The following is a 23676-nucleotide window of genomic DNA, read 5'->3' as shown; positions in this document are numbered from 1 at the left end:
AGCGAGGAGGTCGATGATGCGGTGCCCGTACTGCCGCCATGCCGATTCCCGGGTCGTCGACTCGCGCGAGGCCGACGACGGCCAACTGATCCGCCGCCGCCGGGCCTGCCCGGAATGTGGCAAGCGGTTCACCACCGTCGAGGAGGCGGTGCTCGCCGTCGTCAAGCGCAGCGGGGTCACCGAGCCGTTCAGCCGGACCAAGATAGCCGGGGGGGTCCGCAAGGCGTGCCAGGGGCGGCCCGTGGACGAGGACTCGATCGCCCTGCTCGCCCAGCGGGTGGAGGAGACGATTCGGGCCAAGGGGGCCGCCGAGATCCCGAGCCACGATGTGGGCATGGCGATCCTCGGACCACTGCGCGAGCTGGACGAGGTCGCCTATCTACGATTCGCCAGCGTCTACCGGTCCTTCGACTCGCTGGCCGACTTCGAGCGCGAGATCGAGATGTTGCGGGCCGCCGCGATGGCCCGAGTCCAGGCCAGCTCGGCCGAGGAGACCGCGCCACCGGCCGGGCCCGACGCCGGGAGCGAGCCGGCCGCCACGGCATCGGCCGCCGGTCGCACCAGTTAGTTTCCGTTCTTTTTGATCAAGTCAGTTGCGCGGCGGTCGGCCGTGCGCACGCGAGGGGGCGAATGAGATGGCGGGGGAAGGCGTGACAACGAGTAAGGGACGATCCCGGGCCGCGACGGGTCTGAAGGTCGAGCGGGTCTGGACCACCGAGGGAGTGCACCCGTACGACGAGGTGGCGTGGGAACGTCGCGACGTCGTGATGACCAACTGGCGGGACGGCTCGATCAACTTCGAGCAGCGTGGGGTCGAGTTCCCCGAGGTGTGGAGCGTCAACGCGGCCAACATCGTCACCACCAAGTACTTCCGGGGGGCCGTCGGCACGCCGGAGCGGGAGTGGTCGCTGCGACAGCTCATCGACCGGGTGGTCAAGACCTACCGGGCGGCGGGGGAGCAGCACGGCTACTTCGCCGGCCCGGCCGACGCCGAGGTGTTCGAGCAGGAGCTGACCTGGATGCTGCTGCACCAGGTGTTCAGCTTCAACTCGCCGGTCTGGTTCAACGTGGGCACCACCTCACCCCAGCAGGTATCCGCGTGCCTGCCCTACGACTCCCTGGTCAGCACACCGGCTGGCCTGGTGCCGATCGGCGAGCTGGTCGAGACGAACGCGGTCGGGGCCAAGGTGTACGACGCCCACGGCCTGACCAAGATTCTCGCCGTCAAGGCGAACGGGGTGCGCGAGGTCATCCGCCTGCATACCAAGGCCGGATACACCCTGGACGTCACGCCGGACCACACCGTGTGGAAGAGCACCGGAGCCGGTACGGGTCAGTGGGTCGAGGCGGGCACCCTCCGGCCGGGAGACAAGCTTGAGTGGCACCGCCGGGACGCCTACGGCGAAGCTGAGATCGACCTGCGGGAGATCCGCGAGGCCGCGCTCGCCGGCTGGATGCAGTCGGACGGATTCGTGGGTCAGTACGACCACGGGACGAACCGCTCGTTGACCATCGAGGCGATGACCGTCAACGACGACGAACTGGAGTGGGTCACCACCCTCCTCGACGAGGTCTTTCCCGAGGCGCACCGGCACGAGCGTGCGGTGTCGACGCAGAGCGACGAACTGGACTGCCGGCGCACCCGCCTGTACGGCGAGCACCTGCGTTCCTTCGTCGAGAAGTGGGACCTGTCGCCCCGCGGTACCGAGATGGAGGTGCCGAAGCAGCTCTTCACCGCGCCGCTTCCGGTGGTGACGGCGTACCTGCGCAGCATCTTCCAGGCCGAGGGCTACGTCTCGGCCCGCGAGGCCTCGACCCTTGTCGCCGTTGACATGATCTCGGAGAAGGTGATCCGCGGCATGCAGAGCCTGCTGCTGCGGTACGGCATCTTCGCCCGGGTGTCGTACAAGAAGGATGAGCGTGCCGACCGCAAGGGATGCTGGTCGCTGCGGATCCAGAACGACGGGGATCGGGAGCTGTTCGCCACGCACATCGGCTTCATCGGCGCGGAGAAGATGGCCAAGCTCGAAGCGGGCTTCGCCAAGCCGGGTCGCCCGGCCGCCGAGGTGAAGCGGCTGGAGATCGACCGGGTCGAACCGCTCGGCGCGATGGAGGTCTACGACATCCAGACCGAGTCCGGCGAGTTCCTGGCCGGCAGCCTACGGGTGCACAACTGCTTCATCCTCTCCGTCGACGACTCGATGGATTCGATCCTCGACTGGTACAAGGAAGAAGGGCTGATCTTCAAGGGTGGCTCCGGCTCCGGGGTCAACCTGTCCCGGATCCGCTCCTCCCGGGAGCTGCTCTCCAGCGGTGGCACCGCCTCCGGTCCGGTCAGCTTCATGCGTGGTGCGGACGCCTCGGCCGGCACCATCAAGTCCGGTGGAGCCACCCGGCGGGCCGCCAAGATGGTCATCCTCGACGTCGACCACCCGGACATCGAGGAGTTCGTGGTGACGAAGGCGCGCGAGGAGGACAAGATCCGCGCGCTGCGGGACGCCGGGTTCGACATGGACCTCGGCGGTTCGGACATCGTCAGCGTGCAGTACCAGAACGCCAACAACTCGGTCCGGGTCTCCGACGAGTTCATGCGGGCCGTCGACGAGCACGGCAAGTTCGACCTGCGCGGCCGGCTGGACGGCTCGGTCATCGAGACCATCGACGCCCGCGACCTGTTCCGCAAGATCTCGCAGGCCGCCTGGGAGTGCGCCGACCCGGGTCTCCAGTACGACGACACGATCAACGACTGGCACACCTGCCCGGAGACCGGTCGGATCACCGCCTCCAACCCGTGCTCCGAGTACCTGCACCTGGACAACTCCTCCTGCAACCTGGCCTCGCTGAACCTCATGAAGTTCCTGCGGGCCGACGGCGGGTTCGAGGTGGAGAAGTTCGTCAGGTCGGTCGAGTTCGTCATCACCGCGATGGACATCTCGATCTGCTTCGCCGACTTCCCGACCGAGCGGATCGGTGAGACCACCCGGGCCTACCGCCAGCTCGGCATCGGGTACGCCAACCTCGGCGCGCTGCTGATGGCCTCGGCCCTGCCGTACGACTCGGAGGCCGGTCGCTCGCTGGCTGCCGCGATCACCTCGCTGATGACCGGTACGGCGTACCGCCGCTCCGCCGAGCTGGCTGGCGTCGTCGGCGCGTACGACGGCTACGCCCGTAACGCCGAGCCGCACAAGCGGGTCATGCGCAAGCACGCCGCCGCCAACGACGAGATCAAGCCGACCGGCGTGGTGGCCACCGAGATCGTCCGTGAGGCGACCAAGCAGTGGCAGCTCGGCAACAAGATCGGTGAGAAGTCGGGCTGGCGGAACTCGCAGGCCGCAGTGCTCGCCCCCACCGGCACCATCGGCCTGATGATGGACTGTGACACGACCGGGGTCGAGCCCGACCTGGCGCTGGTCAAGTTCAAGAAGCTGGTCGGCGGCGGCTCGATGCAGATCGTCAACCAGACGGTGCCGCGCGCCCTGCGCAGCATCGGCTACCCGGAGGAGCAGGTCGAGGCGGTCGTCGAGTACATCGGCGACCACGGTCACGTCGTCGACGCGCCGGGCCTGAAGACCGAGCACTACCCGGTCTTCGACTGTGCGATGGGCGAGCGCTCGATCGCGCCGATGGGCCACGTGCGGATGATGGCAGCGGTGCAGCCGTTCATCTCCGGGGCCATCTCCAAGACCGTCAACATGCCGGAGGCGGCGACGGTCGAGGACGTCGAGCAGATCTACTTCGAGGGCTGGAAGCTGGGCCTGAAGGCGCTGGCGATCTACCGGGACAACTGCAAGGTCGGACAGCCGTTGTCGGTTGCCAAGCCGGCGAAGGCCGCCGAGACGGTGAAGACGACCGAGGTGGTCTCGGCCGGGGCGGAGAAGACAGTCGAGAAGGTCGTCGAATACCGGCCGGTGCGCAAGCGGCTGCCGAAGAAGCGCCCGTCGTCGACGGTGTCCTTCTCGGTCGGTGGGGCCGAGGGTTACCTCACCGCGTCTTCCTACCCGGACGACGGGCTGGGCGAGGTCTTCCTCAAGATGTCCAAGCAGGGCTCGACGCTGGCCGGGGTGATGGATGCCTTCTCGGTGGCCATCTCGATCGGCCTTCAGTACGGCGTGCCGCTGGAGACGTACGTCAGCAAGTTCACCAACATGCGCTTCGAGCCGGCCGGCATGACCGACGACCCGGACATCCGCATGGCGGCCTCGGTGATGGACTACATCTTCCGTCGGCTGGCGCTGGACTTCCTGCCGTACGACGATCGGGCCGAGCTGGGCATCTTCACCGCTGCCGAGCGGGCCGCACAGATCCGGGCGGAGGCCGAGGCGGAGAGCGGGTTGGACCTGACCGCGATGGCCGCCTCCGCACCGGTGGCGGAGAAGTCCGATTCGCCGGTCGAGGTCGAGGTGGTCGCGGCCAAGCCGGCACCGCAGGTGGGTTCGTCCACCGAGTTGCTGGAGGCGGTGATCGGCAAGGCCGCCGACGCGCCGCTCTGCTTCACCTGCGGTACGAAGATGCGCCCGGCCGGTAGCTGCTACGTCTGTGAGGGCTGCGGCTCTACCTCCGGCTGCAGCTGAGAACGAGCGAATCGCATTGCCGCAACGAGGAGTGCTGGACGGCGGCGGCTGATGGCTGGCGACCCGTGACAATGACGGTCGCGGAGCCGGCCAGCGGCTGAAGGGCAGCGACCGCCCGATCCTGTAGAGGGTCGGGCGGTCGCTGTGGCGGGATGTGGTGTTGCCGGGTTCCCCTCGCTGCCTTGCCGACCGTCGGTCGGGACGGCATCATCGCTTCGTGATCGAAGAAATCGACCCCGATCCGGTTCGTTGAGCGCCGTCGAGGTCCGAGTGGACCGCGTGCTGGGCGCCGGCCCGTTTTGCGAGATCGGCCAGCCCCGTGCCATCGCCGTCTCGCCTGACGGTGATCTCATCGTGATCGGTGGTGTACTGAAACGGCCGCAGCAGCATGGCCGCGATGTCTCCAGCCGATCACGGCCGCACCCGGGCTGGTACCCACTGGCGGTGTACGAGTCCGCTGACCTGACCTGCCTACGTCACATCACCACACGCTGGCCGACGAACGTGATCGCCTGCCATCCGACTCTGCCGCTAGCGGCCATCGGCACAGGCTCATATGACGGCGGGTGGTTCTACGAGGGCGAACTGCTGCTGCTGGACCTGACCACCGGTACCACCGTGTCGTTGCTCGCGGATCCCCGCGAGGTGCGGCAGCTCGTTTGGCGCGATTCGCAGACGCTTGACCTGGTGTTGGCCATTCCTTGCGACGAGGACGAGGAGCGGTTCGGTACCACGTCCCTGGCCTGTTCGATTCGCCGCGACGACTGGGACCGTGCTGCCGCGGGGATGCTACGGATGCCGTATGGGGAGGCACCGGTTCCGGACAGACCGCGGACCGAGCCGGCGGTCGCCGTGACCATCATCGAGAGGCTCTGCCAGGAACGCGGACTGCGTTGGGTGAACCGACGTGGGGTGTGGGCGGTGGATTCACTGTCTGATGGTCGGATCGTCGCTGCTCTCGAAGGTGTCCGCCTTGAGTGTTGGTCTTCGACGTCCGGGGAGTCGTTGTGGCGACTTCCGGTTGACGGCGCGGGATGCCAGGTGAAGGTGTTGCCGGAAGGACGAACAGCTCTGGTGTTGACGCAGACGCCGCCCAGGTTCGAGGGCGGGGGTTGGACACTCGATCCGAGTGTCGTGGCAGAGGTCGACCTGGACGACGCTGAGGTTCGGACAATCCACGAGCCTGCCTTCTCCGCTGTCCTGGTGTCTCGGGCCGATGGCTGGTGGGCGCTACGTGACACCGAGTACCGCACTGGTGCCGCTACTGGAGAGATCATCCTTCAATCCTCGGATGGCGTGAACACAACAACTGTCAAGCTCGGCCGGTATGACCTGTTCAACCACTTCTTTGATATCCGTTACGCCCCGGACCTGCTGTTTCTCCAAGGCCAAGAGGACAAGCCCTGGCAAGACAAGTGGGTGGTTTCCGTCGACGTACCCGGGGGCTCGATGCGACGCCTGTTCCCCCTCGAATGGGACGAGCCGCGAGGCGGGCATCTGTTCGGCGGCTGCGGTGCGTACCTCGACGACCGGGCCGGACCGGCGCTCGTGCACACCGGAGCAGTCCACGATGGTGCTGGCCTGCTGCCGGGAAACGCCTTCGTGGTTCGCCGTGCCTACCCGACCGGTGAGCTGCAATGGGTCTTCACGGCCGACCATCAGGCCACTGCGCTCGACGTCGACGGTGATTTTGTCTACGTCACGTTCAATTCAGGGGAACTCGTGCTCCTGCGCGCGGAGGACGGCGCGATGCACGCGCGGCATGAGCTACGCGTCAACGGCCACCGCGTCGTCCCGCTCTCACTCGTCCGGCTGGGTCCAGGACGTCTCGCGATCGGCACCCTGGACGGTCGTGTACTCGTCTGCTCCCTCGCTGCCTCACCGGAGCTGGCCAACGACCAGGAATAGTGCTTCTCGGATATTCGCCCTGCACCAGTAGGGTCGGGTCCGACCGGCATCGGGTGGGCGATGCAGCGACGGCCTACCCGATGCGATCCATAATGGCCACGTGACAGCAGATGGAGTACGCGTTGAGGCCTTGATGTCGGGAGAGCGGTCCGCCGCCTTACCGGAAGAACTCACGTGAGCCGACTCGTCGCGTACAAGCTGATGACGCTCGGCAGCGACAACCCCCGTATCGGAATCGACTGGGAGAAACGCCCCAGCCGCTACCTGACCGTCGATGGCGTGCCCGCCTACCAGATCGCCTATGGATGCGGCACCTGCGGACTTGTGCTGCGTCGGGAGCCGGCGGCTGCGAACGTACTGCTCTCCGCAGCCGCCGTTCGAGATCGTCTCAACATCGGCCTGGATGGGCTCGATGCGGAGGTCGTCGAGGCATTCGCTGCCCAGTTGCCGCGCGGCGACTATCAGGTGATGCTCCTGGACACGCTGCCGACGCTCGTCACGCCGGGTTCGGCGGGTGACTACTTCGCCGTCGAGGGGCCGGCAGGCTGGCGCGACGAAGAGCTTGAGTATCCCATCGATCCTGCCAACGCCAGCTATTACCGGCTCGATCGTCGCGATGTCGGCGACCATGACGAACTCTTCGAGTTCGCCGTCCCGATGGTAGATCCGACCGACCTGGACACCGGAACCGTCGAGCGGTATTCCAATGCGGCTGGCCGACCGACAGCCGTCGCATTCGGTCTTCTCGACATTGAAGGCCCATATTTCAGGGAGGAGCGGCACTGGGGCCTGTTCCACTTCCTGCTCGACGGTCACCACAAGACCGCATCTGCGGCGGCCAACGACGCCCCGATCAGGCTGCTCACCTTTGTCTCGGCCGGTGAGTCGCTGGCCTCTGCCGACGAACTGCTGCGCCTTCCGGAGATCATCGACGCGGATGGCCAGGGCACGGTCGACCGATGACCGCCGCAGACGCTCCTCATTGGACCGGATCTACCCGGACTGGGAACGGTTGTTGTTCCTCCGGTAACAACAACCGTTCCCAGCAGCGGAGGACGGATGTGGCCGTGCTGGTTGAGCACGGCACCGCCCTGTACCGGTTACTGCCGCCGTAGGCGGGACTCGATCGCCTCGATGACGCGCGGGCGGAGTTCGGCGGCCCGGATCACGGCGTCGACCGAGCCGACCTCGACGGCCCGCTGGATGTTGTGCACCCGGTCGAACTCGGCGGCCACCTCACCGAGCTTCTCCGCGCGGACCGACGACCGGAGTTCGTCGAGTTCGGCGGTCAACGCGGCTCGGTCGGCCCCGGCAGCGGCGGCAATGCGGGCCTCCAACTCCCGTACCCGGGGGTCGGCCGCGGTGCGGGCGTTCACCTCGCCGGAGAAGACCACCGCGGCGGCGGGGGCACCGCCGAGCACCGAGGCGAACGACCCCTCCAGCGCGAGCACGGTCATGTTCGGGTTCAGCGCCTTCGAGAAGACCACGAACGCGCCGCCGTGGTAACGGGAGATCACGCAGAACACGATGGGCCCACGGAAGTTGACGATCGCGCGGCCGATTTCGGCGCCGTACTCCAGTTGGAGCTTGCGCATCGACTCGGGTGAGCCGTCGAAGCCGGACAGGTTGGCCAGCACCACCAGCGGCCGGTTGCCGCTGGCCGCGTTGATCGCCCGCGCGGCCTTTCTCGACGACTGCGGGAAGAGCGTGCCCGCGGTGTAGGTGTCCGGGCCGTCGGTGGGCGGGAAGCCACGCCGGGGCACCGCACGGGACTCGATACCGAGCAGGCACACCGGCATACCGCCCAGGTGTACGTCCTGCACCACTGCGGTGTCCGCGTCGGCCATGCCCGCCCAGCGCTCCAGCACCGGGTGGTCCTGGTCGGAGAGCGCCCGCATCACCGTACGGATGTCGAATGGCTTCTTGCGGTCCGGGTTGGCCTCGGCGGAGAAGATCTCACCGACGGTGGTGAAGTCACTGCCCGCCACGACGTGCGGGAAGTGGGAGATGTCGCGGTCGACGGGGTCGACGGTGGTCGCCCGCCGGGGCGCGTCCTCGCCGGGGGCGACGTACGTGTGTTCGTAGTGCGCCATCAGCACGTCCCGGGCGGCGGCCAGGTTCGGTGCCCAGTACTGGGCCTGCCCGTTCGGGCCCATCACCCGGTCGTAGCCGCCGATGCCGAAGTTGTCCTCGGCGGAGACGCCACCGGAGAAGTCGAGCGACTGCTTGCCGGTGAGCACCATCGCCGATTCCGGCGTCATCACCAGGATGCCCTTGGTGTGCATGAGCATCGTCGCCTCGGCGTTCCAGTACGGCTGCGCGCCGACGGTGATGCCCGCGACCACGATGTTGATCTCGCCGCCGTCCTGGGTGAACTCGACGATCCGTTTGAGCGCGGCGGCCACCCAGTCCATGTTCTCCGTGCCCGAGGACATGGAGATCCGGGCCCCGGCGGAGAGCGCGTACCACTCCAGTGGCACCCGCATCCGCTCGGCCAGGTCCAGGGCGGCGATCACGCGGCGGCACTCCGGTTCCGACAGTGCGCCGAGCGACTTTGTCGGGTCACCGAGCAGTACGACCCGGGTGACGCCCTGCGGGTGTTGCGGGGTCGGCGTGGTGACCACCCCGGCGACGATCGCCGCGCTGTTACGCCCCTTCGGCCGGTCGACCGGTACTAGCGACGGAGCGCAGTCGGAGCCGGTCTTGGGCGGAGACGAGCACTGTCCAGCCGGTACCAGCGACTGAGCGGAGTCGGAGCCGGTCTTGGGCGGAGACGAGCACTGTCCAGCCGGTACCGCCACGTGGTCGTCGTCGAGGTCGTACTCGACGAAGTCGCCGAGCAGGCCGGTCAGTTCGTACGGGTACACCGCGTTACGACTGCTGGCGCTCAGCACCTTCTGCCGGTAGCCGTCGAGCGGTTGGACCGGCTCGTCCGACGGCTCGCCGATGGTCAACTCGGCACCGCCGGTGGCGTCGAAGGAGATCCGGATGGCGGTCTTGGTCAGCTCGCCGGTCGTCGGGCCGCGCTGCCGGGCGATGAACAGGATCTCCTCCAACCCGGCACCTGCGGTCGTCGGTCGTACCCGCCCGGCGATCATCTCGATCTCCTCGCGGGTGAGGTCGCTCGGTGGCCACACGTAGACCACGATCCGGTTGGTGTGGAACCGCTTCTTCGACGGGCGCTGCGCCTGCGCGCGGCGGATCGAGTCGAGGCAGGTGGCGATGGTGTCCTCGGCGGTCGGCAGGGCGATGAGCCGACCGTCGTGCTCGCGCAGCTCGGTCAGGTCGCGAATCTGGGTGAAGGCGACGAGCCGGTCGTCGGACGGGTTTTCCCGGGCCACGCACTGGAAGAGGTAGACCTCCTCGTCCGAGGAGGGCAGCCGGGTGAGGTCGAACTTGCTCAGCCGTTCCAACTGCATCCGCTGCGCGATGTACGGGTGCAGGCCACGAATCAGCCGATCCTCGGTCATCCCGGTGCTCGACGGGCGGAACGTGAAGTGGTGGTGCATCACCGCGCCGCTGCGACCCGCGACGGTGGTGGTCAGCCGGCGGACCTGAGGTGGCAGCGGGCAGGCGTCGATGACCTCGTGCAGGGCGGCGGCCATCGCGTCGAAGTCGGCCGGCTGTTTCTCCCAGGCCAGATAGATGTCGGCGTCGATGGGCTCCTCGCCGCTGGCCAACTCGGCGAGGCCACGCAGCGCGCTGCCCAACGCGTCGAAGCTCACCGCGGCGGAGACCACACACGAGCCGGCGCGCTCGGCGACCACGAAGGTGCAGCCGGCGACCGCCCTGGTGCGGACGCTCACGAGACCCTTGTTGCCGTAGTACCGCCGGGTCAGCACCTCCAACATCACCGCGTTGTCCAGGTCGGTACGGACCAGTCGTTGGCCGAGTAGCCGTACCAGCGGCTCGGTGCTGCGTACCATCTCGGCGACGCGGTCGGCGCGGTCCGGTGCGTCCGGGTGCGTGTCCAGGTGGCGCAGGTGCCGGCGGACGTCGGCGTAGACCCGGGCCCGGTTGCGGCGCAGCAGTGGCTGGGCGAACCAGGCGAACACCACGCCCCGGGCGAGGTCGGCCACGACGGGGAAGCGGACCTGCGTGGCGGCCACCAGCCGTTCCAGCGCGAGCCCGGCCGGCTCGCGCAGCACCTCGTCCGGTGGCGACTCCCGCAGCCAGGCGCGCAGCAACGCCGCGACCACCGTGGCGTCAACGGACGCGCGTTGCTGGGCGAGGAAGATCCGGAACACGGCGGCTTCGAGTTCGGGCGAGCGCTCCAACTCGGTGACCCCGTAGTGCGCGAGCGCCCTGGCGAGCTTGGCCTGGAACGTCTCCGGCACCCCGGCCCGTTCCACGTCGAGGCACTGCAGGTAGGTGTGGAAGTGCTCGCGGGCGCTGTGCACGTGCCCGTCACCGCCGTCGTCGCCGGCCGGTCGGTTACGGCTCAGCTCGGTGAGGTCGGCGAAGAGGTCGACGAGTTCGAGTTCCTCGGCCAGCGGCCGGTAGCCGTCGGCGATGGTGGCCCGGCGCGCGTCGAGGTAGCCGTCGAGCACCCGGCGCTCGTCGTGTGGGTCGACGTCGAAGCCGAGCAGCAGGCTGCGTAGGTCCTCCTGGCCCCGCGTGGTGCGGGCCCGCGCCGGGACCACTGCGGGCGCGGTGGGCAGGTCCAGTTCGACGGTGGCGGTCTGCGGATCGTCGGTGGCTTCGGCATCGGAGTCGGCGAGCGGTTCCAGCCGGAGCAGCGGACTGCCGGCCTCCACCTGGCTGCCCACGGAGACGGCACATTCCTTCAGCCGTGCCTTGAACGGTGCCCGCAGCACCGTCTCCATCTTCATCGCCTCCACCACCAGCACCGGCGCGCCCGCCTCGACCTCGTCGCCGACCTTCAACGGCGTGGCGACGACCAGGGCGGGCATGGGCGAGCGGAGGACGCCGCCCTCGTCCCGGCTGACCCGGTGCGTGACACCGTCCACCTCGACCAGGTGGATCGGCCCGTGGGTGCCGGTGAGCAGGTGGTATCGGCTGCCGTTGACGACGATCTGCCCGGTGTGCCGGTCGAAGCGGTCCAGTTCGACGTCGGCGGGGTGGACCTCGCCGCCGACCTCGATACCGACGCGGAACCGGTGCGCACCGATCCGCGCGACGCGTACGCGGTAGCCGACGCCCCGCAGCTTGAGGTCCAGCGGACGGCCACTGGCGTGCTGCACCTGGGGCCGTCCACCGGCCGCCGTCGACAGCAACCGCTGCCGTTCGACGCGCTCCTCCTCCTCGTACGCCTCGATGGCGGCGGCGGCCAGCGCGACGGCGGAGTGCCGGTGCGAGACGAGTCGGCCCTCGCCGCGTACCCGGTCGATCCAGCCGGTGTCCGCGCTGGCGTCGATCACCTCGGGCTGGTCGAGCAGATCGAGTACGAAGCTCTTGTTGGTCGCGCCGCCCTCGATGACCACCGTGGTCTGCGCCATCGCCCGGCGCAGCCGGCCGAGCGCCTCGTCGCGGTCGCGACCGTACGCGATGATCTTCGCGATCATCGAGTCGAAGTCGGCGGGGATGGTGTCTCCCTCGCTGACGCCGGTGTCCACCCGGATACCCGGCCCGGCGGGCAGGTCCAACCGCGCGATGCGTCCGGGGGAGGGCGCGAAGTCGCGGTCGGGGTCTTCGGCGTTCAGCCGGGCCTCGATGGCGTGTCCGCGCTCGACCGGCGGCTTGCCTTTGAGCCGGGCGCCGGCTGCCACTCGGAGTTGCGCCTTGACCAGGTCGAATCCGGTGGTGGCCTCGGTGATCGGGTGCTCGACCTGCAGGCGGGTGTTGACCTCGAGGAAGGCGAACAGCTTGTCGCCCGGGTGGTAGAGGAACTCGACGGTCGCCGCCCCGCGGTAGCCGACCGCGACGGCCAGGCGTTCGGCCGACGCCTTGAGTTCGGCTACCTGCGCCCGGCGGAGTACCGGGGACGCCGACTCCTCGATGACCTTCTGGTTGCGCCGCTGTACCGAACAGTCGCGTACGCCGAGCGCCCAGGCGGTGCCCTCGCCGTCGGCGATCACCTGGACCTCGACGTGCCGGGCGCCGGTGACCAGGCGCTCCAGGAACACGACGCCGCTGCCGAACGCCCGCGCCGCCTCCTGGCTGGTGCGCTCGTATGCGTCGACGAGCTCGGCGTCACTGGTGATTACCCGGATGCCGCGTCCGCCGCCGCCCGCGGTCGCCTTCAGCATCAGCGGGTAGCCGACCTGGGCCGCCGAGGCCAGGGCGGCGTCAAGGGTCTCGACCGCGCCCCGGCTCCATGGTGCGACCGGTACGCCGACCTCCTCGGCGATCAGCTTCGCGCCGATCTTGTCGCCCAGCTTGCGCATCGCCTCGGCGCTCGGCCCGACGAAGGTGACGCCGATCTGGTCGCAGAGTTCGGCGAAGGCCGGGTCCTCGGCGACGAAGCCCCAGCCGACCCACGCGGCGTCGGCCCGGGTCTCCACCAACGCCCGTTCCAGGGCCTTCAGGTCGAGGTACGGCCGTGCGGAGGCGGGCCCGAGGTCGTACGACAGGTCCGCTTCGCGGACGAACGTGGCCGTTCGGTCGACGTCGGTGTGCAGGGCGACGGTCTCGATCCGGGTCCCGGTTTCGGCAGCCAGCTCCCGGACGGCGTGGATGAGCCGCATGGCGGCCTCACCACGGTTGACGATGGCGACACGAGTGAACACCCGAACGAGCCCCTCCGGTAGACCAACGATGTGCGCGCCGTGACACGGCGGCCCCCAGCACTGTTCACCCTTCCGTCTACCGGCTGGCAGCACCATGTCGCGGACAGCGAATGCTGCCCGGCCCATGTTGTAGGAATCGACCAAAAATCGTTGGCTGTCTACGCCCGGTGGTGGCGACGTCCGGTGCCGGCCTGATGGGCTTCGTCCATGCTTGGGGAGTTCCGCTGGGAGCGACAGTTACATCAGCGCGGGGTCGCTGCGGACGTGGCGGTGGCGCAGGGGCGGATCGTCGTGCATGAGCGGCGCAGCCGACTCGTCTGCCTGGACAGCCGGGACGGTACGGTCCACTGGGATGCCCCGGTGGGGGACTGGCCGCGTGGCTTCGTCATCGCGGGTGATCGTTGCCTGGTCCTGACGTCGGGCAGCCACCAGTTGATCTGCCTCGACCTGGTGACCGGGACGACACTGTGGCGTGTTTCCCTGCCGGTTTACACCGGGCACGTCACTGCGACAGCAGACACCGTCCTGGTGGGTGGTTGGCGGGACTACACCCCACTGGTCGCGTTCGATCTGTACGACGGGCGACCGCTGTGGCGTACGTCCACGTCGGTGGCGGCGATGCTTCCGCTGGCCTGGGGCGGTGGGGTGCTGCTCGGCCGCGCGCGGGAGGCTTGGTTGCTCCACCCCCGGGACGGGAGTGAACTGGGGCGGTGGCGGCTGCCCGAGCCGATGGCGGTGAGCGACGCCGCGACGTTCACGGCGGTTGGTCCGGACCGTTGCCTGGTGCCGTGCGGCCCTCGGTCCATCGTGGCCCTTCGACTCTCCTCCGGTGCCGTGGACCGGTTCTTCGACCATCACGTCGACCTCGTGGTCACCGCCACCGAGTTCACCGCCGGCATCGTCTGGGTGCGGGAGCGCCGCGCCGGTTACCTGGCCGTCGATCCGGTACGTGGTTCGACGATGTGCCGGGTGGATGTGGGGCAGCCATTGGTCGGCGGGATCGTCCCCACCGGACCGGGGTTCGTGCTGGCTGGCGAGAACGGCACGCTATATCGCGTCGGGGCTGATGGTGTGGTAGTGGGACGACTGTCGGTGACCCGCCGGATTGCCGCCCTGGCCGATCTTGGTACAGGTGGGCTGGTCATGGTGACCAAGGGAACGCTGCGGGCCGTCGAGTCGTACGCCCCTCGGGCCGGTGACCAGGGCGAAGAAGCGTGCCTGGGGCGAACAAGAGCGACCGGGGAGCCGGCGGGCAGCCGGCTCCCCGGTCGCGGGGCGTCGTACGACGGGCGTCGGCCCGGCGTGGCTCAGGAGGAGTAGCCGCGTTCGGCGATCCAGTTGGCCAGGTTGATGGTGCTCATCCAGTAGGTACCGTCGCCCCGAGGGTCGGCCGGGTCGGCGACCCGTACCTTGCGCCCCTCGTCCTGGTAGCCGACCACGGTGACGTAGTGGCCGCCCGGGTAGGAACGGGTGGTCCCGTAGGTGTCGGTGCCGCTACCCCGTACGTTGGCGATGACGGCCTTGTCCTTGTCGATGGCTTCGGCGACGTCGGCCTGGAGGCGGTCCATCTCGGCAGGGGTGGCCCACGGCCCTCGGATGGCCGTGGTCTTGTAGTCCTTGCCGGTGACTTCCTTCAACACCCGGCTGGTGTCCTCGGCGGAGTTGGTGCCGCTGGTGGTGGTGCCGAGCTTGCGGGCCATGTCGTCCTGGCTGGGGGTCTGGCCGTTGGTGCTGGCCGCGATCCGGGCGGCGGCGGGGCCACAGTAGTAGTAGTTCTCCTGGGCCCGGTACTGGTACTGGAGTTCCTTGTCCTTGGCCGGCTTTTTCGCCGTGGTCATGGTCGGTGCGGCGTGCGCGGCGGCCGGGCCGGCGAGTGCGGCGGCGGTGACGGCGATGCCGGCGGCGGTCAGTGCGGTCTTGGCGCTGGTGGTCCTGGTGATGGCCGGGAGCCACCGGGTGAGGCTGGTCACGATGGTTGCCCTTCCGTCCGGGGGTGGGGAACTGGGAACTGGTCCGGGTGCGGCGACCGCCCGGGCGGGTGCTCGGGCGGCATGGAAAGTGCAACCAGCAGGAGCGGTCCGACATTCCAGGAATGTCGCGCAAAGTAGTGATCAGAAAGCGTCGGGAAGTGGCGGGCGCGGGTCGTCGACTGCGAGGCTGTGGAGCGGTCGAGGACATACCGTACGGTTGGCGACATGCGGGGCGAGCAGGGACGGCGACTGCCGCTGGCACCGCGGCCGCTGGACCAGCCACATCCGGGCCGGCTGGCACCGGACCACCCGGCCCGAGACCGGATCCTGGCGGCCCACGCCGCGGCGCTCGCCGCCGAGGAGGCCGGCTATCCCGATCCGGACACCGGGCTCTTCGTCCTCACCGCCAGCTTTCTGGCGCACCGTGGGACCTGCTGCGGTCGGGGGTGCCGACATTGCCCGTACGTCGACGACGGGCCGGTCGGTGAGGGGACAGTCACCGCCCCGCCGGACCGGTAGCGTCCTGGCGCATGGCGAGGTACGTGGTGATCGGTGGGGGCATCGTCGGGCTGGCTACCGCGCACCGGATCCTCCTGGATCGGCCGGACGCCGAGGTGACCGTGCTGGAGAAGGAGCCCCGGTTGGCCGCGCACCAGACCGGGCGCAACTCCGGGGTGATCCATGCCGGGGTCTACTACCGGCCGGGCAGCCTGAAGGCGCGGCTCTGCGCGGCGGGCAGCCGGTCCATGGTCGAGTTCTGTGCGGAGAACGACATTCCGGTACGGGTGTGCGGAAAGCTCATCGTGGCCACGGAAGAGGACGAGCTGCCCCGGCTCCGGGCACTGCACGAGCGGGCGGTCGCCAACGGGCTGCCGGTACGCCTGGTCAGCCCGGCCGAGGCCAGCGAGCACGAGCCGGCCCTACGGTGTGTCGAGGCGCTGCACGTCGCCTCGACCGGCATCGTCGACTTCACCCAGGTCAGCCGGGCCCTGGCCGGGCGGGCCGAACAGGCCGGTGCCCGGATCCGGTTATGGGCTCGGGTTACCGGGATCGTGACCCGGGGCGGTGAGCAGGTGGTCCGGACCACAGCCGGCGAGGTGGTCGCCGACGTGCTGGTCAACTGCGCTGGGCTGCACGCCGACCGGGTTGCCCGACTGGCCGGTGTGACGCCTTCTGCGTCGATCGTCCCGTTCAGGGGTGAATATTATGAACTGCGGCCAGAGCGGCGGGACCTCGTCCGGGGTCTGATCTATCCCGTGCCGGACCCGAGGTTTCCCTTTCTCGGCGTACACCTCACCCGCATGATCGACGGCGGGGTGCACGCCGGTCCGAACGCCGTACTGGCGCTGGCCCGGGAGGGCTACTCGTGGGGGCGGGTCGACCCGCGCGCGGTGGTCGAACTGGTCGGCCACCCGGGGTTGTGGCGACTGGCCCGCCGTCACCTGCGCTACGGACTCACCGAGGTACGCCGTTCGCTGTCCCGCCGCCGGTTCGCGCGCAGTCTGGCCCGGCTGGTGCCCGAGCTGACCGAGCGGGACCTGCTGCCCGCCCCCGCCGGGGTACGCGCCCAGGCGGTCACCGCCGACGGCGCGCTGGTCGACGACTTCCTCGTCGTCGCCGGCCCCCGGCAGGTGCACGTGCTCAACGCACCGTCGCCAGCGGCGACCAGCTCGCTGGAGATCGCCCGCCACGTCGTGTCCCGGTTGCCCACCGACCGGTCACCTGGCTGAGCAGGGCGGCTGCCCGACGACCGGTAGGGGCGTGGCGACCGGGCTTTCGCTGTCGCCGGGCAACCCGTACGGTGTGCCACGGACCACCGGCACGGGCGACCGCCGTGGCCGGAACGAGCGGGAGGTACGTGTGCGCGGGCGGCTCTGTCTGATCGGTGCCGGGGTGCTCATGCTGACCGGGTGTGGTGGTGAGGACGCGTCGCCCACCAGGGTCGCCGTGCCCGCGCCACCGGTCGTCGAGTTGCCGGCGTCCACCGCGGGCGGAGCATGCGAGCTGCTGGACTATCCCACCGTCGAGCAGGACCTCGGCATCCGCTTCGATGTGGCGGCGGCCAGCCGGCTCAAGCAGACGTACACCTGTGTGTTCCGGACTGAAGCGGCCCACCAGCCCGACCTGACCTTGTCGGTCATCGACATCTCGATGGACGCCGCCGGGTTCAAGACCGACCTGGTGCCCGGGGGCGGACGGTCCGTCAGTGGGCTGGGCAAGGCGGCGTACCAGTTGACCGCGGCACCGGCCGATGAGCATGGTGCCACGGCGGAGATCGGCTGGCTGGGCACGGACGGTCGGGCCGCCAGCCTCCGGTACACCCTTCCCACCGGCCAGGGACGGGACGCGGCCGAGGAACTGGTGGCCGGTCTCGTGGCCCTGGCCAAGAAGATCGACACCAGTAACCTCTAGCCGCGCGCCGTCGACGGGTCAGCGGGCGGTGACCACGCTGATCAGTGGGCGGCGGCTCTCCCGATCAGTGGGCGGCGACGAAGACGCGGGACGCGACCTCGCGGGGGAGCCGGATCTTGTCGCCCGAGCGGTTGATTGTCACCGCGTCGCGCTCCTGGGCGACGGTCACGGTCGCGCCCGGGTCGACGCCTGCGGCGTGCAGCTGCCGCAGCACGTCGGCATCGGTCTGCACACTCTCGCAGATGCGACGCACCACGACCGGGCCGGACAGCCCCGGGAAGGCCAGGTTGCGCTCGCCGTCGGCGGCTTCGGTGCTGGGCGGCACCGAATCGCCGAGCGCCTCCAGGCCGGGGATCGGGTTGCCGTAGGGCGACCGGGTGGGGCGGTTGAGCAGGTCGTAGACCTTCTTCTCCACCGCGTCGCTCATCACGTGCTCCCAGCGGCAGGCCTCCTCGTGGGCCTCCTCGTAGGGCATACCGATCACGTTGACCAGCAACAGTTCGGCGAGGCGGTGCTTGCGCATGACAGCCACGGCGTTGGCCCGGCCGAGGTCGGTGAGTTGCAGGCTGCGGTCGTCCTCCACCGTCAGCAGGCCGTCCCGTTCCATGCGGGCGACGGTCTGGCTCACGGTGGGCCCGCTCTGGCTCAGCCGCTCGGCGATCCGGGCACGCAGCGGCGGCACCCCCTCCTCTTCCAGCTCAAGGATGGTGCGCAGGTACATCTCAGTGGTGTCGACAAGGTCGTTCACGTCAGCGGCCTCCTAGCCGTCGATGCTACCTCGCGGTACGGACATAAACCCGCAGCCAAATCGGGGTTGCGCGCGCCGATGGTGTTGACTGGACAACGTGTCCGAATCCGCTGACCTTCTGGTCTCCCCGAGCGCCCTTGCCCCGGAGCTGGTCGCTGCCGATTCGCCCACCCTCCTCGACGTCCGGTGGCGGCTCGGCGGTCCGTCCCGGCGCGACGAGTATGCCGTCGGGCACCTGCCGGGGGCGGTCTTCGTGGAGCTGGACGAGTTGTGCGGCCCCGCCGGGGTCGGCGGGCGGCACCCGCTGCCCGATCCGGTAACGCTGCGCGACGTGCTGCGGGCGGCCGGCGTACGGGCCGAACACCCGGTGGTGGTCTACGACGGTGGTGAGGGGCTGCCGGCGGCCCGGCTCTGGTGGACCCTGCGCTGGGCCGGACACCGGCAGGTCCGCATCCTCGACGGCGGATATCCGGCCTGGCGGGCGGCGGGGCTGCTGATCAGCACCGACCTGCCGGAGCCCGTACCGGGCGACATCGAGATCCGACCCGGCGCGCTGCCGGTGCTCGATGCCCGGACCGCCGCCGACCTGGCTGTCGACGCGGACGCCGTACTGATCGACGCGCGGGCACCCGAACGGTTTCGGGGGGAGACCGAACCCATCGACCCGGTCGCCGGGCACATTCCGGGCGCGGTCAACCTGCCGGCGAACGAGCTGACCGGGGCGGAGGGCCGCTGGCCCGACGCCGACGACCTCCGGTCCCGGTTCGCCCGGGTCGGGGTCGCCCCCGAGGTACGCGTCGGCGCGTACTGCGGCTCCGGGGTGACCGCCGCGCACACCGTGTTCGCCCTGCACCTGGCCGGCCGGCTGGACGCCGCCCTCTATGTCGGTTCGTGGAGCGACTGGGTCACCGACCCGTCCCGTCCGGTGGCCACCGGACCAGCCGACGAGTCGCCGGCCACCTAGCGACTCACACCGCCCCGCCACCCAGCGACCCGCGCCACCCAGCGACCCGCGCCACGCGACCACCTGGCGCCACGCGCCGCCACGACGCATCGCCCGGCGGCGGGGCGTACACCCGGGGTCATCGGCCCGACGTGCGACGATGTGGCCATGTCGGACGGCACAGTGGTGATGTGGGACGAGGCGTTGCTGGCCTACGACCTGGGTGACCATCCACTCGATCCGGTCCGGGTCGAGCTGACCATCGCACTCGCCCAGGAGTTGGGCGTCCTTGACCGGCCCGGCGTGCAGGTGATGACACCGTCACCGGCCGACGAGGCGGCGCTGAGCCGGGTGCACCGACCGGAGTACCTCGACGCGGTGCGGGCCGCGCCGGACGACCCCTTCTTCTCCGGCTACGGCCTCGGTACGGCGGACAACCCGATCTTCGACGGGATGCACGAGTCGAGTGCCCTGATCGCCGGGGCCAGCCTGACCGCAGCCGAACTGGTCTGGCGCGGTGAGGCACGGCGGGCGGTCAACGTGGCCGGTGGGCTGCACCACGCCATGGCCGGCCGGGCAGCTGGATTCTGTGTCTACAACGACCCGGCGGTGGCCATCGCCCGGCTGCTGGACCTGGGCGCCGAGCGGGTCGCCTACGTCGACATCGACGTGCACCACGGCGACGGGGTGCAGCAGATCTTCTACAACGACCCCCGAGTGCTGACGGTCAGCCTGCACGAGACGCCGCTCGCCCTCTTCCCGGGCACCGGCTTCCCGGACGAGACGGGAGCCCCCGGTGCCGAGGGCAGCGCGGTCAACCTGCCCCTGCCACCGAGTACGGGAGACGCCGGGTGGCTGCGTGCCTTCCACGCCGTCGTCCCGTCGGTGCTGCGGGCGTACCGGCCGCAGATCCTGGTGACCCAGTGTGGAGCGGACAGCCATCGTGCCGACCCCCTGGCCGACCTGCGCCTATCGGTCGACGGGCAGCGCGCCAGCTACCTGGCACTGCGGGCACTCGCCGACGAGTTGTGCGAGGGCCGGTGGGTGGCCACCGGAGGGGGTGGGTACGCCCTGGTCGAGGTGGTGCCCCGGGCCTGGACCCATCTGCTCGCGGTGGCCACCGGTGAGCCCCTCGACCCGGCCACACTGACCCCACCGGACTGGCGCAAACTGGCCCAGGTGCGCCGACCACACCGGGAGGTGCCGCTGCGGATGACCGACGACGTGGACCTTTCGTTCGAGCCGTGGCAGCCCAGCGGTGAGCCGGATGCGGTGGACCGCGCCATCATCGCCACCCGTAAGGAGGTGTTCCCGCTGCTCGGCCTCGACCCGCACGACCCACGGGACTGATCGTCCCAGCCCACGCTCCCGGGACTGATCGTCCCAGCCTGGAACCAGCCGCCCCCGTACACCCCGTACCCCCGACCATGGCCACCGGAGGCCGAATCCGCCATGGACCGCTCCGCGAACGTCCTGCTCAGCGACGGGACCACCGTCCACCTGCGGCAGATCCACCCCGACGACGCCCCCGCCATCGTGGCGATGCACTCCCGGTTCTCCGAGCGCACCCGCTACCTGCGTTACTTCTCGCCGTACCCACGCATCCCGGACCGGGACCTGCGGCGGTTCGTGACCGTCGACCACCGCGACCGGGAGGCGTTCGTGGTGCTCTCCGGCGTGGACATCATCGCCGTCGGTCGCTATGACCGGCTCGGGCCGGAGGCCATCGAGGCGGAGGTGGCCTTCGTGGTGGAGGACGCCTACCAGGGGCGGGGCATCGGGTCCGTACTGCTGGAGCACCTGGCCGAGGCCGCCCGGCAGGAGGGGATCACCCGGTTCGTCGCCGAGGTGTTACCGGCCAACGCCAAGATGCTCCGGGTCTTCGCCGACTTCGGTTACCAGGTGACGCGTCAGTACGCCGACGGGGTGGTGCACCTGACCTTCCCGATCGCCCCCACCGAGCAGTCGCTGGAAGTGCAGCGGGACCGCGAACACCGTACCGAGGCCCGGTCGATCGCCCGGCTGCTGAATCCGCGTGCGGTGGCCGTCTACGGGGCCAGCAGTAGTGGACAGGGGGTAGGTGCGGCGGTCCTGGGCCACCTGCGGGACGGTGGCTTCACCGGCGAGATAGTGCCCGTACACCCGCAGGCGGACCGGGTAGGCGGGCTGCCGGCGTACCGGTCGGCGGGTGACGTGGGGTTCGACATCGACCTGGCGGTCGTCGCGGTGCCGACCGAGGCGGTGGCCGACGCGGTCGCCGACGCCGGCAGCGCCAACGCGCACGGCCTGGTGGTGATCTCCTCCGGCTTCGCCGAGTCCGGCCCGGCGGGTGCGCTCGCACAGGCGGCCCTGCTCCGGCAGGCGCACGCCGCCGGAATGCGGGTGGTCGGCCCGAACTGCCTGGGCATCGCCAACACCGACGAGCGGGTACGCCTCAACGCCACCCTCGCCCCGGCGCTGCCCGGTGCCGGGCGAGTCGGCTTCTTCAGCCAGTCCGGCACGTTCGGGGTGGCGTTGCTGGCCGAGGCGGACCGGCGTGGGCTCGGCCTGTCCAGCTTCGTGTCGGCCGGTAACCGGGCCGACGTCTCCGGCAACGATCTGCTGCAGTACTGGCAGGACGATCCGGGCACCGACGTGATCATGCTTTACCTGGAGAGCTTCGGAAATCCACACAAGTTCGCCCGGTTGGCCCGGCGGATCAGCCGGACGAAACCCGTGGTGGCGCTCGCCTCCCCGGCGCGCGAGCCGGGCCCGGAACCGGGGTCGGCCGTCGGGCCGGACGCCAAGGCGGTGACGGAGTTGTTCGCCCGGTCCGGGGTGATCCGGGTGGACACCGTCGCCGAACTGTTCGACGCCGGGGTGCTGCTGGCCAACCAGCCGCTACCGGCCGGCCGGCGGGTCGGCATCGTCGGAAACTCCTCGGCACTGTCCCGGCTGGCCGCGACCGCCTGTCGGGCCGGCGGGCTGACCGTCGCCGAGGGGCATCCGTTGGATGTCGGCTCCGAGGCGGGCGTCCCGGTCTTCGCCGCCGCGCTCGACGCCGCGATGGCCGACGACGGTGTCGACGCCCTGGTCGTGGTCTTCGCCCCACCGCTGCCGGGCCGCGCCGTTGACGAGGACGTCGACTTCGCCTCGGCGCTGGCCGGGGTGGCCCTGACCGGGGACAAACCCATCGTGGCGGCCTCCCTGGTGGACCGACTGCCGGCCGGGGTGCCGGCGTACCCCTCGGTGGAGGAGGCGGTACGGGCCCTGGCCCGGGTGGCCGGCTACGCCGACTGGCTGCGGCGGCCACCGGGCCAGCTGCCCGAACTGTCCAACATGGACCCGGCCGTGGCCCGTCGGGCGCTGGCCGAGGACGGCCCCGGGCTGGCCGAGCGGCTGCTGCGGGCGTACGGCGTGCCGGTCGTACCGTCGACCCGAGCGGGCTCGGCTGCGGAGGCCGTCGCGGCGGCTCGACAGTGGGGGCTGCCGGTGGCGCTCAAGGCGGCCCGGGAGGGGCTGCGGCACCGGCTCGACCTGGGCGCGGTCCGTCTGGAACTGGCCACCGAGGCGGCGGTACGCCGGGCGTACGACGAACTGGCCGGGCTGTTCGGCACCGACGTGCTGGTGCAGCCGATGGTGGCCCCGGGCGTCGCGTGCGTGGTGGAGATGGTCGAGGACCCGGCGTTCGGTTCGGTGGTCGGTTTCGGGCTGGGCGGGGTGGCGAGCGAACTGCTCGGGGATCGGGCCTGGCGGGCGGCACCGCTGACCGACCGGGACGCCGCTGGCCTGATCGACGAGCCACGGGCCGCGCCGCTGCTGCACGGCTACCGGGGGGCCGAGGCGGTCGACCGGGCCGCGCTGACGGACCTGCTGCTGCGGGTGGGCCGGCTGGTAGACGAGCACCCGCAGGTGCGGACACTGACCCTCAATCCGGTGCTGGTCCGGCCGGGGGGACTGTCGGTGCTGCACGCATCGGTACGGGTGGACGCGGCGGCGATACGTCCGGACACCGGCCCCCGGCGCCTCTGATCAGCGGGTGGTGTCGCCTGGGCGGAGTGGTGTCGTCTGATCAGTGGGGGCTGCGTCGCCCGAGTTCCGGTCCAGCCACCAGAGCGCCAGTCGGTCGCCGGCGGCGAGGAGGGCGAGTGCCACCCCGAGCCAGGGGTGACCGGCGGCGACCAGGGCCAGTGCGCCGCCGCCGAAGACACACCACTCCGGGATCAGGCGGAGCGGGTCGGGCAGCACCTTCCGCCCCTTGGGGGCGACCCAGCGGCCCCAGATGGCCACGGCGGCCAGCGGAAGCAGCACGGAGAGGAACAGCCGGACCCAGATCGGGGCCGGAGCCTGCCAGCCGCCGTACGCCAGTGCGGCCAGTGCGGCCAGCTCCAGCAGGAAGCGGAGGCCCAGGGCGACGGTCATTATGCCCAGCAGTCTGGCAGGGGAACTGTCGGGC

The 23676-nt window shown here is 70.1% G+C and carries 15 protein-coding genes and 3 pseudogenes; 13 read left to right on the top strand and 5 right to left on the bottom strand.

What is annotated here, in order from left to right; translation table 11 throughout:
- Positions 1–16 precede the first annotated feature (16 nt).
- The 4 genes and pseudogenes from nrdR to FHR38_RS33120 form a co-directional block, all read left to right on the top strand.
- On the top strand, positions 17–568 hold the full coding sequence (nrdR, locus tag FHR38_RS05220) for a transcriptional regulator NrdR (protein WP_184539262.1): 552 nt from the start codon (positions 17–19) through the stop codon (positions 566–568).
- A 67-nt stretch (positions 569–635) separates the two neighbouring features.
- Positions 636–1103, top strand: a pseudogene (locus FHR38_RS33130) (vitamin B12-dependent ribonucleotide reductase); the annotation flags it as partial.
- Positions 1104–1985 (top strand): annotated as a pseudogene (locus tag FHR38_RS33125) (LAGLIDADG family homing endonuclease); the annotation flags it as partial.
- Positions 1986–2162: 177 nt separating this feature from the next.
- A pseudogene (locus FHR38_RS33120) lies at positions 2163–4571 on the top strand (vitamin B12-dependent ribonucleotide reductase); the annotation flags it as partial.
- Between the two features lie 207 nt (positions 4572–4778).
- Here FHR38_RS33120 and FHR38_RS05210 read toward each other — a convergent pair.
- Positions 4779–4961 (bottom strand): hypothetical protein, encoded by a 183-nt coding sequence (locus tag FHR38_RS05210; RefSeq protein ID WP_184533249.1) that lies wholly within the window; start codon positions 4959–4961, stop codon positions 4779–4781.
- A gap of 54 nt (positions 4962–5015) precedes the next feature.
- Here FHR38_RS05210 and FHR38_RS05205 point away from each other — a divergent pair, with 54 nt between their 5' ends.
- Both FHR38_RS05205 and FHR38_RS05200 read left to right on the top strand, forming a co-directional pair.
- The gene (locus FHR38_RS05205; RefSeq protein WP_184533247.1) at positions 5016–6479 is read left to right on the top strand and encodes a hypothetical protein; all 1464 of its coding nucleotides are present in this window, start codon (positions 5016–5018) and stop codon (positions 6477–6479) included.
- A 174-nt stretch (positions 6480–6653) separates the two neighbouring features.
- Positions 6654–7442 carry a hypothetical protein gene (locus FHR38_RS05200; protein ID WP_184533245.1) on the top strand — a complete coding sequence of 263 codons (789 nt, stop codon included), beginning with the start codon at positions 6654–6656 and terminating at the stop codon, positions 7440–7442.
- Positions 7443–7579: 137 nt separating this feature from the next.
- Here FHR38_RS05200 and FHR38_RS05195 read toward each other — a convergent pair whose 3' ends face one another.
- On the bottom strand, positions 7580–13168 hold the full coding sequence (locus FHR38_RS05195; RefSeq protein WP_184533243.1) for an ATP-binding protein: 5589 nt from the start codon (positions 13166–13168) through the stop codon (positions 7580–7582).
- 207 nt (positions 13169–13375) lie between these two features.
- Here FHR38_RS05195 and FHR38_RS05190 point away from each other — a divergent pair, with 207 nt between their 5' ends.
- The gene (locus tag FHR38_RS05190) at positions 13376–14488 is read left to right on the top strand and encodes an outer membrane protein assembly factor BamB family protein (protein ID WP_184533241.1); all 1113 of its coding nucleotides are present in this window, start codon (positions 13376–13378) and stop codon (positions 14486–14488) included.
- Here FHR38_RS05190 and FHR38_RS05185 read toward each other — a convergent pair.
- A complete protein-coding gene (locus tag FHR38_RS05185) occupies positions 14476–15138 on the bottom strand; it encodes a C39 family peptidase (protein ID WP_312881854.1) in 663 nt (220 codons plus the stop codon). The genes FHR38_RS05190 and FHR38_RS05185 overlap by 13 nt on opposite strands.
- A gap of 225 nt (positions 15139–15363) precedes the next feature.
- On the opposite strand from FHR38_RS05185, the gene FHR38_RS05180 reads away from it, so the two are divergent.
- The 3 genes from FHR38_RS05180 to FHR38_RS05170 are packed head-to-tail and all read left to right on the top strand — an operon-like array spanning position 15364 to position 17550.
- On the top strand, positions 15364–15657 hold the full coding sequence (locus FHR38_RS05180) for a C1orf53 family protein (protein WP_184533239.1): 294 nt from the start codon (positions 15364–15366) through the stop codon (positions 15655–15657).
- A gap of 11 nt (positions 15658–15668) precedes the next feature.
- Positions 15669–16868 (top strand): L-2-hydroxyglutarate dehydrogenase, encoded by a 1200-nt coding sequence (gene lhgD / locus FHR38_RS05175; protein ID WP_184533237.1) that lies wholly within the window; start codon positions 15669–15671, stop codon positions 16866–16868.
- A gap of 31 nt (positions 16869–16899) precedes the next feature.
- The gene (locus FHR38_RS05170) at positions 16900–17550 is read left to right on the top strand and encodes a hypothetical protein (RefSeq protein WP_184533235.1); all 651 of its coding nucleotides are present in this window, start codon (positions 16900–16902) and stop codon (positions 17548–17550) included.
- Between the two features lie 64 nt (positions 17551–17614).
- Here FHR38_RS05170 and FHR38_RS05165 read toward each other — a convergent pair whose 3' ends face one another.
- Positions 17615–18298: an iron-dependent transcriptional repressor DtxR gene (locus FHR38_RS05165; protein ID WP_184533233.1), complete on the bottom strand. Its 684-nt coding sequence runs from the start codon at positions 18296–18298 to the stop codon at positions 17615–17617.
- A gap of 97 nt (positions 18299–18395) precedes the next feature.
- Here FHR38_RS05165 and FHR38_RS05160 point away from each other — a divergent pair, with 97 nt between their 5' ends.
- The 3 genes from FHR38_RS05160 to FHR38_RS05150 all read left to right on the top strand — a co-directional run bounded on the left by FHR38_RS05160 (position 18396) and on the right by FHR38_RS05150 (position 23252).
- Complete coding sequence (locus FHR38_RS05160; protein ID WP_184533231.1) at positions 18396–19262, top strand: sulfurtransferase; 867 nt, start codon at positions 18396–18398, stop codon at positions 19260–19262.
- Between the two features lie 147 nt (positions 19263–19409).
- Complete coding sequence (locus tag FHR38_RS05155) at positions 19410–20591, top strand: acetoin utilization protein AcuC (protein WP_184533229.1); 1182 nt, start codon at positions 19410–19412, stop codon at positions 20589–20591.
- Between the two features lie 102 nt (positions 20592–20693).
- The gene (locus tag FHR38_RS05150; RefSeq protein WP_184533227.1) at positions 20694–23252 is read left to right on the top strand and encodes a bifunctional acetate--CoA ligase family protein/GNAT family N-acetyltransferase; all 2559 of its coding nucleotides are present in this window, start codon (positions 20694–20696) and stop codon (positions 23250–23252) included.
- On the opposite strand, the gene FHR38_RS05145 is transcribed toward FHR38_RS05150, so the two are convergent.
- Positions 23253–23642: a YrdB family protein gene (locus tag FHR38_RS05145; RefSeq protein WP_184533225.1), complete on the bottom strand. Its 390-nt coding sequence runs from the start codon at positions 23640–23642 to the stop codon at positions 23253–23255.
- Positions 23643–23676: the final 34 nt, after the last annotated feature.

The sequence above is a fragment of the Micromonospora polyrhachis genome, assembly GCF_014203835.1.
GTDB lineage: Bacteria > Actinomycetota > Actinomycetes > Mycobacteriales > Micromonosporaceae > Micromonospora_H > Micromonospora_H polyrhachis.
The sequence above is the reverse complement of the archived record's forward strand: the minus strand, read 5'-3'. Positions and strand labels throughout refer to the sequence as shown.

What these genes read in the sequence shown, in the direction of transcription:
- nrdR (WP_184539262.1), top strand. Translation starts at nt 17, where the DNA reads ATGCGGTGCCCGTACTGCCGCCATGCCGATTCCCGGGTCGTCGACTCG.
- FHR38_RS05210 (WP_184533249.1), bottom strand. Translation starts at nt 4,961, where the DNA reads ATGCTGCTGCGGCCGTTTCAGTACACCACCGATCACGATGAGATCACC.
- FHR38_RS05190 (WP_184533241.1), top strand. Translation starts at nt 13,376, where the DNA reads ATGCTTGGGGAGTTCCGCTGGGAGCGACAGTTACATCAGCGCGGGGTC.
- FHR38_RS05180 (WP_184533239.1), top strand. Translation starts at nt 15,364, where the DNA reads ATGCGGGGCGAGCAGGGACGGCGACTGCCGCTGGCACCGCGGCCGCTG.
- lhgD (WP_184533237.1), top strand. Translation starts at nt 15,669, where the DNA reads ATGGCGAGGTACGTGGTGATCGGTGGGGGCATCGTCGGGCTGGCTACC.
- FHR38_RS05155 (WP_184533229.1), top strand. Translation starts at nt 19,410, where the DNA reads ATGTCGGACGGCACAGTGGTGATGTGGGACGAGGCGTTGCTGGCCTAC.
- FHR38_RS05150 (WP_184533227.1), top strand. Translation starts at nt 20,694, where the DNA reads ATGGACCGCTCCGCGAACGTCCTGCTCAGCGACGGGACCACCGTCCAC.
- FHR38_RS05145 (WP_184533225.1), bottom strand. Translation starts at nt 23,642, where the DNA reads ATGACCGTCGCCCTGGGCCTCCGCTTCCTGCTGGAGCTGGCCGCACTG.